This window comes from Mariniflexile sp. HNIBRBA6329 (genome assembly GCF_043558645.1).
Taxonomy (GTDB): Bacteria; Bacteroidota; Bacteroidia; order Flavobacteriales; family Flavobacteriaceae; genus Mariniflexile.
The window spans coordinates 45,026-57,844 of record NZ_JBIFXS010000007.1 but is presented as its reverse complement, the minus strand read 5'-3'; the positions used below and the strand labels follow the sequence as shown (position 1 = coordinate 57,844).

The 12,819-nt window shown below is 34.5% G+C and carries 13 protein-coding genes; 10 read left to right on the top strand and 3 right to left on the bottom strand.

The features are described 5' to 3' along the window. Positions 1-51 precede the first annotated feature (51 nt). The 9 genes from ACGK9U_RS09820 (at position 52) to ACGK9U_RS09780 (ending at position 7,914) form a co-directional block, all read left to right on the top strand. The gene (locus tag ACGK9U_RS09820; RefSeq protein WP_394466199.1) at positions 52-1,266 is read left to right on the top strand and encodes an aminotransferase class V-fold PLP-dependent enzyme; all 1,215 of its coding nucleotides are present in this window, start codon (positions 52-54) and stop codon (positions 1,264-1,266) included. Between the two features lie 120 nt (positions 1,267-1,386). Then, entirely contained in the window at positions 1,387-2,508 is a 1,122-nt protein-coding gene (locus ACGK9U_RS09815) for a zinc metalloprotease (RefSeq protein ID WP_394466198.1), read from the top strand. Positions 2,509-2,587: 79 nt separating this feature from the next. Next, complete coding sequence (locus tag ACGK9U_RS09810) at positions 2,588-3,016, top strand: hypothetical protein (RefSeq protein WP_394466197.1); 429 nt, start codon at positions 2,588-2,590, stop codon at positions 3,014-3,016. Between the two features lie 129 nt (positions 3,017-3,145). After that, positions 3,146-3,568 carry a SufE family protein gene (locus ACGK9U_RS09805; protein ID WP_394466196.1) on the top strand — a complete coding sequence of 141 codons (423 nt, stop codon included), beginning with the start codon at positions 3,146-3,148 and terminating at the stop codon, positions 3,566-3,568. Between the two features lie 73 nt (positions 3,569-3,641). Continuing rightward, complete coding sequence (locus ACGK9U_RS09800) at positions 3,642-3,965, top strand: SUF system Fe-S cluster assembly protein (protein WP_209652398.1); 324 nt, start codon at positions 3,642-3,644, stop codon at positions 3,963-3,965. A 13-nt stretch (positions 3,966-3,978) separates the two neighbouring features. Next, positions 3,979-5,814: an ABC transporter ATP-binding protein gene (locus ACGK9U_RS09795; RefSeq protein WP_394466195.1), complete on the top strand. Its 1,836-nt coding sequence runs from the start codon at positions 3,979-3,981 to the stop codon at positions 5,812-5,814. Between the two features lie 22 nt (positions 5,815-5,836). Next, positions 5,837-6,343, top strand: coding sequence for a DUF2480 family protein (locus ACGK9U_RS09790; protein ID WP_394466194.1), 507 nt, complete (start codon positions 5,837-5,839; stop codon positions 6,341-6,343). An 80-nt stretch (positions 6,344-6,423) separates the two neighbouring features. Next, complete coding sequence (locus ACGK9U_RS09785) at positions 6,424-7,350, top strand: DUF3078 domain-containing protein (protein WP_394466193.1); 927 nt, start codon at positions 6,424-6,426, stop codon at positions 7,348-7,350. Between the two features lie 33 nt (positions 7,351-7,383). Next, complete coding sequence (locus tag ACGK9U_RS09780; protein WP_394466192.1) at positions 7,384-7,914, top strand: hypothetical protein; 531 nt, start codon at positions 7,384-7,386, stop codon at positions 7,912-7,914. Between the two features lie 66 nt (positions 7,915-7,980). Here the strand turns inward: ACGK9U_RS09780 and ACGK9U_RS09775 are convergent, their stop codons facing one another. Further along, the gene (locus tag ACGK9U_RS09775; protein ID WP_394466191.1) at positions 7,981-10,239 is read right to left on the bottom strand and encodes a transglycosylase domain-containing protein; all 2,259 of its coding nucleotides are present in this window, start codon (positions 10,237-10,239) and stop codon (positions 7,981-7,983) included. Positions 10,240-10,251: 12 nt separating this feature from the next. Then, positions 10,252-11,463 carry a GTPase HflX gene (gene hflX / locus ACGK9U_RS09770; RefSeq protein WP_394466190.1) on the bottom strand — a complete coding sequence of 404 codons (1,212 nt, stop codon included), beginning with the start codon at positions 11,461-11,463 and terminating at the stop codon, positions 10,252-10,254. A 75-nt stretch (positions 11,464-11,538) separates the two neighbouring features. On the opposite strand from hflX, the gene ACGK9U_RS09765 reads away from it, so the two are divergent. Then, positions 11,539-12,507 carry an endonuclease gene (locus ACGK9U_RS09765; RefSeq protein WP_394466189.1) on the top strand — a complete coding sequence of 323 codons (969 nt, stop codon included), beginning with the start codon at positions 11,539-11,541 and terminating at the stop codon, positions 12,505-12,507. Here ACGK9U_RS09765 and ACGK9U_RS09760 read toward each other — a convergent pair whose 3' ends face one another. After that, a complete protein-coding gene (locus tag ACGK9U_RS09760; protein WP_394466188.1) occupies positions 12,508-12,714 on the bottom strand; it encodes a hypothetical protein in 207 nt (68 codons plus the stop codon). Positions 12,715-12,819 lie beyond the last annotated feature (105 nt).

Genomic DNA, 12,819 nt, shown 5'->3' with positions numbered 1-12,819 from the left:
TCTCTGCGAGGAGCTCCAACAAATGCCTCAATCGGGGCTAAACTTAAACCTATGTTCAATGTAGAAACCATTCGAAAAGACTTCCCCATTCTTTCTCGCAAAGTAAATGGTAAACCTTTGGTGTATTTTGATAATGCAGCAACCTCACAAACCCCACAACAGGTTATTGATGTTATTGTAGATTATTATTCTAATTACAACGCGAATATTCACCGTGGCGTGCACAGTTTAAGTCAAGAAGCTACCGATAAATACGAACAAGCACGCCAAAAAATTCAAAAACATTTCAACGCAAAACATGCCCACGAAATTATATTTACATCGGGTACAACGCATGGCATCAATTTAGTAGCCAACGGATTTTCATCTATTTTAAAAAAGGGCGATGAGATTATCGTTTCAGCTTTAGAGCATCACAGCAACATCGTACCATGGCAAATGCTTTGCGAACGTACTGGTGCTGTATTAAAAGTCATTCCCATGAACCAAGAAGGCGAATTGGTAATGTCAGCATACAATAAAATACTCTCCAAAGACACCAAACTTGTTTTTGTAAATCATATTTCAAACGCCTTAGGCACTATCAATCCTATTGAATACATCATTGAAAAAGCGCACCAAGTAGGTGCTGCCGTATTAATTGATGGTGCACAATCATGTCCTCACATAAAACCCGATGTTCAAGCTTTAGATGTCGATTTTTATGTAGCTTCAGCACACAAGATGTGTGGACCAACAGGCGAAGGCATGTTGTACGGAAAAGAAAGTTGGTTAAAAAAATTACCACCTTACCAAGGTGGCGGTGAAATGATATCCGAAGTTACTTTCGAAAAAACAACTTATGCCGATTTACCGCATAAATTCGAAGCTGGAACTCCAAACATTTGTGGTGGTATCGCTTTTGGAGCCGCTATCGATTATATGAACGCTATTGGCTTTGATGCTATTGCCAAATACGAACACGAACTTTTAGAATACGCTACAGAGCAGTTATCTCAAATTGATGGGTTAAAATTCTACGGTACTTCAAAGTATAAAACGTCCGTTATTTCTTTTAATTTAGAAGGCATTCATCCTTACGATGTTGGTACTATTTTAGATAAATTAGGAATTGCTGTTCGTACGGGTCATCATTGTGCGCAACCTATTATGGATTATTATAAAATACCAGGAACGGTGCGTGCTTCGTTTGCTTTTTACAATACCAAAGAAGAAATTGATGTACTTGTTTCCGGTGTTAAAAAAGCAAAAATGATGCTTTCTTAAAATTTATTTTTGTCCTAATATTGGCCATTTATCGATTTTCTTATAAACTTGGCAAGGTTTCTGTTAATTATTTCTTAAAAAATACTACATTACAGGTTGTCAAACCTTAAAAACTAACCAATGAAGACTTCCATTTTACGTTTTTTGGCTTTTGCCTTTATACTTTATGCTTGTAATAATACAAGTGAAGAAAGTGAAATGTTTAATCAAGAGCAACCTGAAATTGATATGAGCGACTTTTACGTTTATACCGATGCATCTGCTGATTTCAGCAAAACACAGACAACCAATAAAAGCTTCACAAAATCTTGTGGAACTATGGTCAACCTAAATAGGTTATTAAGTGAAAATCCTAGTTTAGAAAAAACAATGTATGATATTGAATACAATACACGAAAATTCATTGCACAAAATAATTTTAGACCTGGAAAAGGTGGAGGTGGCAATGGCGGCGGCGGAACAGGCGGCGGCGGAACGGGAAATGGCGATATTACACCTTGGCAAGATTTCGCTGGCAATACTATTCCTGTAATATTTCATGTGATTTATAGTTCATCTTCAGAAAATATTCCAGATACTCAAATTACACAGCAAATAATTGCACTGAATGAAGATTTTAACGCTAACAATCCTCAAAACTCAAATATTCCTGGAGTTTTTAGCTCATTAGAAGCAAATTTGGGAGTAAATTTTGAATTAGCTGGTGTTATAAGAAAAGAAAGCAGAAAGAAAAGTTGGAGGCCAGATGACACAATGAAATTTACTTCTTCAGGAGGTGATGACGTGATAGACCCTCAACATTATTTAAACATTTGGGTAGTTAATAACATGCCTTATCAAGGCGGAAATATTTTAGGCTATGCACAATTCCCTGGTGGTGATTGGGCTACCGATGGTATTGTCCTTGATCGCCGTTTTGTTGGCCAGACAGCTTATTCTACAGGTAGAACAGCAACTCATGAAATTGGACACTGGATGAATTTAAGACATATTTGGGGAGATGGCCCCTGTGGATATGATGATTTTGTAGGTGATACACCAGAAGCAGATAGTTATAATTATGGATGTCCAACGTACCCTGGTCCAGAAAGTTGCGGTTCTTATGATATGTTTATGAATTTTATGGATTATACAAATGATGATTGCATGAATTTATTCACTAATGGACAAAAGGCTAGAATGGCTGCAATATTTAATACATCAAGTAGTTTTAGAACTGAAATGGGTATTGCCATAAACTAATAGAAATATTCATTAATATAATATTTTACAAAGACGTCTTTTTGGCGTCTTTTTTGTATTATTATATAAAACAATTCATATGAAAGTGATTTTAATCTTACTAAACTTAATAATTTTGAATGAAAGTTGTAACGAATCAAAAATAAATCAGGATTCCATTTCTTTTGAATATTCAGCCATGTCTAGAGGTCAATTTTTAGAAATTAAAGCGAATAAAAAAACAACTTCAATTAAAAAAAATAGAACTGATGCTGCTATTTTAAAACCTACTGAAGAAAAACAATGGGAAGGATTAATAAATGCATTAAAATCTGTAACCATAAAAAACATTTCAGAACTAAAAGCACCTTCTGAAAAACGTTTTTTTGATGGTGCAGCAATAGGCAATTTAAAAATAACTTACGAAGGAAAAACCTATGAAAGCCAAAGTTTCGACCATGGAAACCCTCCCGAAGAAATAGCACAACTTGTTAAAGAAATACTATCTATTTCAGAAAACATTGAATAGCAACATTTCTTGTTGTATTTTTGCTATATAAATTGATGTCAGGTCGAGCGCAGTCGACACCTCATTATGTTTTGCATATAGAAACAACATCTAGACTGCGCCTGAGGAGACAACTATAAAATTTTAAGAGTGAGTATTGAAGATATCCAAAACGAAATAATAGACGAATTCTCAATGTTTGAAGATTGGGAAGAACGTTACCAATATATGATTGATTTAGGGAAAGATTTACCCTTAATTGACGACCAATATAAAACCGACAACAACATTATAAAAGGTTGCCAAAGTAAAGTTTGGGTACATGCCGAAATGCAGAACGATAAAATAGAATTTACTGCCGATAGTGATGCCATCATCACCAAAGGTATTATTGCTATTTTAATACGTGTATTTTCAAACCAACACCCAAAAGACATCATTGATGCCGATATGGGTTTTATAGACCAAATTGGTTTAAAAGAACATTTATCGCCTACCAGAGCAAACGGTTTGGTAAGTATGATAAAACAACTTAAAATGTATGCTATTGCATACCAAACACAACTTAAATAGTTAAGTCGTTTGTTGTGGAGTCGTTCAGAAAAACAACTTAACAACGTACAACTTAACAAAAAACGTTAAAAAAATGAGCGAAACAATTGATACTACCGAATTAGGAGAAAAAATAGTAAACGTACTTAAAACCATTTACGACCCAGAAATACCTGTAGACATCTACGAATTAGGATTGATTTATGATGTATTTGTAAATGAAGATTACGACGTTAAAATATTAATGACTTTAACAACCCCAAACTGTCCGGTAGCAGAAACATTACCAATGGAGGTTGAAGAAAAAGTAAAGTCGTTAAACGATGTAAAGTCGGCCGAAGTTGAAATCACTTTCGATCCGCCTTGGACACAAGATTTAATGAGCGAAGAAGCAAAACTTGAATTGGGGATGCTTTAATTAACTATTTTGAATGGCCAAACGCACCACTAAATCTTTAAAAGACGACAAAAAAACAAATTTAAAGTCGTCTTTTAATACCTTGGTTTATATCCCACGGTTTCTAAAAGAAATTTGGAATGTAAACAAAAAACTCTTCTTAGCATCTGCGTTTTGCAGACTTATTGGAGCTTTGCTTCCTGTCATCATTTTATGGGTTGGAAAGTTAATTATTGATGAAATCATTCATCTTACTTCCATAAACGCATCGGATTATACGCAACTTTGGACCTATGTAAGTATTGAATTTGCCTTGGTTGTCCTTTCCGATTTAATAAGTAGAGCCATTTCGCTTACCGATGGTTTATTGGGTGATGAATACAACATTGCAACCTCCGTAACCATCATAAAAAAAACCAATCAAATCAATATTAGTTTATTAGAAAATTCGGAGTTTTATGATAAACTGGAACGCGCTCGAACACAAACTACAGGTCGTGTGGGCTTAATGTCCAACGTGTTGGGGCAAGTACAAAGCGCCATTTCCATCGCCACTTTAGTAGCTGGACTAATTTATTTTGAACCTTATTTAATTATTCTGTTGGTGCTCAGCATCATTCCATCGTTTATTAACGAAGTTCGTTTTAGCCAACAGCAATACTCTCTAGCAAGAAGTTGGACTTCCGAACGACGCGAATTGGACTATCTGCGTTTCATTGGCGCCAACGACAAAACTGCTAAAGAAATAAAGCTTTTTGGTTTAACCGATTTTATTGTAGATCGTTTTAAAAACCTTTCCGAAGAATATTATCAACTCAACAAAACCCTTGCTATCAAACGTTCAGCATTGGGTTTTCTGTTTAATGTTTTAGGTTCTTTAAGCTATTATGGTGCGTATGTTTTTATTATTTACCGCGTCCTTTCGGGGGTAATTACATTAGGTGAGCTTACCTTTTTATCGGGGTCCTTCAACCGATTGATGCGAAACCTTCAAGATTTCTTTTCGAAATTCACCCGCATATCAGAAAGTGCTTTATACCTAAAAGATTATTTCGATTTTATTGATATCTCCATCGCTTCAAAAACCAAAGAAGACGTACCGCTTCCTAAGCACATTAAAGAAGGTTTTGAATTTAGAAACGTTCATTTTTCATATCCCGATTCAGATATTGACATATTGAAAGGCATTAATTTCACACTTAAAGCAGGTGAAAAAATGGCATTTGTGGGTCAAAATGGTGCTGGAAAGACAACGCTTACCAAGTTACTCTTACGTTTTTACGAACCCACTTCGGGTGAAATTTTATTGGATGGCATTAATATTAATCGCTTCAATAAAGCGGAATATCAAGAATTTTTCGGAGTTATTTTTCAAGATTTCTTTAGATATGAATTCACTGTAAAAGAAAACATCGCTATTGGAAACATAGATGAATTGGACAATCAATCTAAAATAGAAACCGCAGCTAAGTTAAGTTTGGCAGATGATGTGGTATCTGAACTTAAACATGGTTACAATCAACAATTAGGAAAACGGTTTTCTAACGGACAAGAACTTTCTGGTGGGCAATGGCAAAAAGTTGCTTTAGCCCGTGCCTATATGAAGAATGCGGAAGTTATGATTTTAGACGAACCCACATCAGCATTGGATGCCAAAGCAGAAAGCGAAGTTTTTGAACGGTTTATTGGTTTAACCAAAGGAAAAACAAGCATTATTATTTCGCATAGATTTAGTACCGTTAGGCAATCCGATAGAATTTTAGTTTTGGAACACGGTAAAGTACTGGAAATTGGCACACATGCTGAATTGATGCAAAACCAGACCTTATATGCTGAATTGTTTTCGCTTCAAGCGGAAGGTTATCAATAATAAAATTGTTTAAATTTGTAGTATGGCAGATGAAATTATAAATCGCGTTGCGAACAGTGTTTTGGTTACTATCAACCTTGAAGACTACTATCCTAAAGGCCAGCGTATCCTTTTTGATATTAAAGATTGGCTTTTTGAAGGTTTCGTTTTACGAGAAAAAGATTTTAGAAACCAAGTTGCCGAATACGATTGGTCGCAATACCAAGATTCGTATTTAGCGTTAACCTGTAGTACCGATGCTATTATACCAGGTTGGGCGTATATGCTTATTAGTTTACACCTAGAACCGTTTGCTAAAAAAATCATTATTGGCAATTTGGAACTTTTAGAAACTTCCATATATCAAGATGTCTTAAATAATTTAGATGTTTCTGAATTTGCAAATAAGCCTTTAATCATAAAAGGTTGTTCAAAAAAACCAGTGCCTCAAAATGCCTATATTATGCTTGCCAACAAATTAAAACCTATTGCAAAATCCATTATGTATGGCGAAGCTTGTTCTTCGGTTCCCCTTTATAAAAACAAATAATCTTAAAATAATTTTTTATGTGACCTGCTTTCAAAAATGGGTCTAAAATTTTAATAATATCAATTTATCAAACTTAAAAAATGAAAAGAATCCTATTATTACTTACATTATTTATTGGAATTTCAACAGTAAACGCACAAACAAAAGAAGAGCTTGAAGCTCAAAAAGCCGAAAAACAAGCTGCTGCAAAAGCCTTACAAAGTGAAGCAAGAGCTTTACAAGCAAAAATAGATGCTTTACCAGGTTGGAGAGTTGGCGCTTTTGGAACTATTGGTGGTAGCTTATCTAACTTTAGTAAATGGTATGCACAAGGTGTGCCGAACAACTCATCTGGTAATATTGGATTTACTTTTAATGGTCATGCCAACTTAATTCAAGAAAAATTCTTTTGGAGAAATGCACTGACTACCAATTTAAATTGGGTGAAATTAGATGATAAAGATGACCCAACAGATGATGACAGTTTTAGACCTACTACCGATGTTTTTAATGTTACATCTTTATATGGAAGAAACATTACAAAAACATTAGCAGCTTCTACTTTAATGGAGTACAGAACTACGCTTTTAGACAACTTTAACAACCCAGGTTATTTAGATTTAGGTATTGGTGCCACTTGGACGCCTATTGATAATTTAATTGTGGTAATTCACCCTTTAAACTACAACTTTGTGTTTAGCAGTGGCGAAACGATTTTCGAGTCGTCATTAGGTGCAAAAATTGTAGCGGATTATACCAGACAAATTGGTGCTATAAACTTTAAAACAAACTTATCTATGTTCCAAAGCTATAAAACTAGTGACTACTCCAACTGGACTTGGAATAACTCGTTTAGCTATACTCTTTGGAAAATGATTGGTGTTGGTTTTGATTTTGGATTAAGACAAAACAAACAAGAAGCTTATAACTATCAACAAAGTCAACCAGGTAGCACACAATCGCAACTTAAATATGCCGATAACGATTTACAATCATATTACACTATTGGATTGAGTTATAAATTTTAATTATAAAAACTCTTGTTACCACACCTTTGAAGAATGACACAAAAACAACGAAAAATATTTTATCCTTCCATTTTCTTTCTAGGAATAATTTTAATGTATTTTCAAATACAAATTTTTCGGAATACAATAATTAATTGGGTGATACCTGCATCTATAGTAATTGTCGTTGCAGTTTTGAGTTTTTTAATGGATTTTAAGAATTACAAACGGACTTATAATTATAGCGGAATAGGTTTGTATTTATACTCGTTAATGCATTACATAATCGGATTTGGATTTATTGCCTGCTCTATTTTTATGCTGACTAATTATTATTTAGCTGACCCAAACTTAAAAACTGAATCTTATGAAATCGTTGACCGAACTTGGATTCATGGAACTGGGACAAAACATCATTACGGAAAAAAACAGCCTGTTTTTACAATAAATTATAAAGGAAAAGAAAAAGAATTAGTTTTTTTTGCCGAATATTATGACAAAATGGATTTTTATAAAACTATAGAATTTGAAACGCGGAAAGGTTTTTTCGGATTTGACATTTTAGAAAACAAAAAACTGAATTAATAAAAACTCACTTAAAACACATATAAACGTCATACATTAAAAACGCACATGAAATGATGTGCGTTTTTAATTATCCTTATTTCCTTTGAATTTACGTTGCTTCTTTTTGCTGGAAAAAAACCTTTTGAAAAATCCATCGCGCTTTTCTGCGTTGCAATCTAAATCGGTGATAACCTCATCTGAAGGTTTTTTAAAATGACTTTTTGTAATGTAATTGTATTGGGAAACTTCATTCATCTTCTTATAAAATTTAGCAAAAATTGGTAAAGCCGAATTTGCTCCTTGCCCCATACCTGTGGTTTTAAAACCAATAGATTGGTTATCGTTCCCTACCCAAGTAACCGTCACCAAATTTGGGGTAATGCCAACAAACCAACCATCTTTATTATCTTGAGTGGTTCCTGTTTTACCTGCCATGTCATTGGTTAAACCATATGAGGTTCTCAATCTGGAAGCTGTACCCGAATTAACCGTCGATTTCATTATTTCAAGCATGACTTGACGTGTATAATCGTTATAAGCCGGCTCTGATTCTTCTTGTTTATATGAGGCAATTACCTTTCCATTCCTATCTGTAATTTTTGTAATGCAAAATGGTTTAACAGGTTTACTATTATTCACATAACTAGCATACGCACCCGTGAGTTCTTTTAAATTAATTTCGGTAACACCCAATGCTATAGAGGGCAAGTTGGGCAACTCTTTTTTAATCCCTAATTTTTTAACTTGTTCTAAAACATTAGGAATTCCAACTTCATTCAGCACCTTTACCGCAATGGTATTTACTGAATTGCTTAATGCCATTTCTAGATTGTAATTGATATAAGGATCTTCCGTTTCGCCTCCAGAATTGGATGGCGTCCAATTGTTATAATTACTATAAGTTACCTCCGCTAATGAAAAATAGGTACAAGGTTTCATACCGTTTTCAATAGCAGCCGTATAAACAAACGGTTTAAAAGTGGAACCTACCTGTCGTTCGCTTTGCGATACATGGTCATATTTAAAAAATCGGTAATCCGTACCACCAATATAAGTTCTTATGGCACCTGTTTTGGGTTCGATGCTCAACATACCTGTGTTTAAAAATTTCAAATAGTACTGTAAACTATCTAAAACACTTATTTTCTGAATGGTATCTCCCTTCCAATGAAATAACTCCATATCGCGTTTTACGAAAAGTGAATCATGAATTTGTGCATCGGACAACCCCGCTTCCTTAAATTTTTTGTGTTGAGATGTTTTCTTTAAAGCACTTTCAATAAGTTTTTTATTGGTTTTCCAAGGTGCATAGTTTCCATAGGATGCTTCAAACTCGTTTTGTAAAATGGTAAGATGCTCTTTCATTGCCTCTTCTGCCAACTCTTGCATCCCCATATCTAAAGTGGTATGAACTATCAAACCATCACGATATAAATCATAAGGCTCGCCATTTGGGTTTTTAATAGAATCTAAAATTACAGCCAATTCTTTTTTTACTTGCTCTCTAAAATAAGGCGCTATCCCAACATCATGATTAAAGGATTTGTAATCCAATCCCAATGGCTTTTTTGCATAAAAATCTGCCGAATCTTGCGGCATATTTCCATATTTAACCATTTGATTAAGCACAACATTACGTCTGTTTAAACTGCGTTCTGGGTTTAATCTGGGGTTATAATAATTGTTCGCTTTTAAAGACCCCACCAAAGTTGCGGCTTCATCTTTTGTAAGCTGAAATGCTGGTTTATTAAAAAATTTACGTGCGGCACTTTCTACACCGTAAGTGTTATCTGAAAAAGGAACCGTATTGAAATACATGGTAAGGATCTCTTTTTTGGAATAAATGGTTTCTATACGTTCAGCAATAATGGATTCACGAAACTTATTGATGACCATGCTGAAAAACCTGTAATTATTCCTGCCGTATAGATTTTTTGCGAGTTGTAAGGTAATGGTACTTCCGCCACCAGCAGATTTATCTCGTAGTAGAATGCTTTTTACAAAAACGCGCATCAAACTTACATTATCAATACCGTTATGTTCATAAAAGCGAACATCTTCGGTAGCCACTAAAGCATCAATAAGGTGTTTCGGAAAATCTTCATATTTTAAAGGCTGCCTATCATAGATATAATACTTGCCTATAAGTTTTCCTTCATGATCTAAAACCTGAGTTGCTTCTTCTTGTTTAATGGAACTTAATTCAGTACTTGTTGGCACCTTCCCAAAAACCCCTAAATAAATGCTAATATAAAGCCCAAGGAAAAAAATTAAGATGGATGCAAAACCTATAAGCCACCATTTTATCCATCTATTTTTCAGTAATCCTTTTATTAACGCCATCCTTGGTTTTATCTAATTCATATCTTCGTAGTTGGGGTACAAAAATTTGTTATAAGGAAATCGTGTGATATGAATTTCGCGAACCTCATCGTAAACACGTTTTTTAAAATCTTCTAAATTTTCTTTATTTAATGCCGAAATAAACAAAGCGTTATTGCCCACTTTACTCATCCAAGTGCTTTTCCATTCGTTAAGCGTGTAATGTTTACTACTGCGTGTTGTTTCTAAATCATCCGTATCTAAAGGTTCTGCTTTATAGGCATCAATTTTGTTAAACACCATGATAGTTGGTTTATCGGCACTTTTAATTTCACCTAAAATCTTGTTTACCGACTCAATATGCTCTTCAAAATTAGGATGCGAAATATCAACCACATGCAAAAGTAAATCGGCTTCCCGAACCTCATCAAGCGTACCTTTAAAACTTTCCACCAATTGGGTAGGCAACTTTCTAATAAAACCAACGGTATCACTTAACAAAAATGGTAAATTTTGAATCACTACTTTTCTAACAGTAGTATCTAAAGTGGCAAACAATTTATTTTCGGCAAACACATCACTTTTACTTATCACATTCATTAACGTCGATTTTCCAACATTAGTATAACCTACCAACGCCACACGCACCATAGCACCACGGTTACCACGTTGGACCGACATTTGCCTATCGATGGTTTTTAATTTTTCTTTTAACAATGAAATTTTATCGCGTACTATACGTCTATCGGTTTCAATCTCAGTTTCACCAGGACCACGCATACCAATACCCCCTTTTTGACGCTCAAGATGCGTCCACATACCCCTTAAACGCGGTAATAAATATTCGCATTGTGCCAATTCTACTTGCGTTCTAGCATAACTGGTTTGGGCACGTTGTGCAAAAATATCGAGAATTAAATTGGTTCTATCTAAAACCTTACAATTTAGAATTTTACTAATGTTGCGTTCTTGGGCAGACGATAATTCATCATCAAAAATAGCAGTTCCCACTTCATGTTCTTCAATATATTTGCGAACATCTTCTATTTTACCAGTACCTATAAACGTTCTTGGGTCGGGTCTTTCCATTTTTTGGGTAAAACGTTTCACCACCTCGCCACCTGCTGTGAAGGTTAAAAACTCTAACTCATCTAAATATTCACGAGATTTAACTTCGTCTTGTTCCTTAGTAATAACACCTATTAAAACGGCCTTTTCTAAAGTAATATCTTTCTTTTCTAACATAAAATAAACGTAATATGCAAAGTTACACAATTGCAACCACTTAAATTTTTATATTTTTAGTGATTATTTTGAATTATGACCGACTTTTTTGAAGATACACCCATACGCCACGACTTACAAACCATAGCATTTTATAATCTTGAAAATTTGTTCGATATTTATGATGACTCCAGAACAAACGATAATGATTTACTTCCCATTTCCGTAAAAAAATGGACGCCAAAACGCTACGACAATAAACTTCGGAAATTAAGTTTTGCCATTTCTAATATTGGACAAAAAGAAACAGGCAAACACCCTGCTATTGTGGGGTTGGCAGAAGTTGAAAATTCCAAAGCCATTGAAGATTTAATTAGCTACAAGCATTTAGAAAACTGCAATTACGGTTATATACATTACGATTCTTTAGACGAACGCGGTATTGATGTAGCTTTGATATACGACACTACAGCTTTTGAGGTAACACATTCCGAAGTATTTAGAATTCATTTGATTGATGCCTTAGGAATACCCAATTATACAAGAGATATTTTATTGGTTTCTGGGTTTTTAGATGGCGAAGCTATTCATGTGATTGTGAACCATTGGTCGTCTAGACGTGAAGGTGAAAAGGAAACCGAACCTAAACGTATGGCCTCATCACATAAAGTAACTGAAATCATTGCCAATTTACGCTTAGAAGATGCAGACGCTAAAATTATTATTATAGGCGATTTTAACGACGACCCGTCGAGCAATAGCATTAAAAATTTAATTGAAGATGCAAGCCTTTACAACCCAATGGAAACCTTGCGCTCTTTCAGCAGAGGCACCACCTACCATAACCGCCAATGGAATTTATTTGACCAAATAATATTCTCCACTAATTTTTTTGAGAAAACGCCCAATAAGTTTGAATTTGAAACCGCTAATATTTTTGATGAAGATTTTTTAAAACTCTTTAACGGAAAGTTTAAAGGAAGTCCTTTTAGAACCTATATAGGAAAAAAATACCAAGGCGGATATAGCGACCATTTTCCGGTGTATGCTATTTTTAAGAAGTGATTAAGCAGCTTGAAAAAGCACAAATGCCAACATGAGTGCTCCTATTGGCAACAATAAAAGCAACCAAATGCTGTGTTTTGGACTTGCCTTTTTGTTCATTTTGGCATTTATCATCATACGCCTTTTACCAGTGTATTGCATCCAGTTTTTAAAAAACACAAAGCCTGAAACCAAAACAAACAGTATCCACGCTTTTTCTTTGCTCATGGTAGTCATGTTCGTTTGATTAAAAAATTTCGCAAAGAATACTCCCAAAAGCAGTAACAACGTGCATTGTAATATCGAAACATAAGCCATAGCAATGCTATTCGA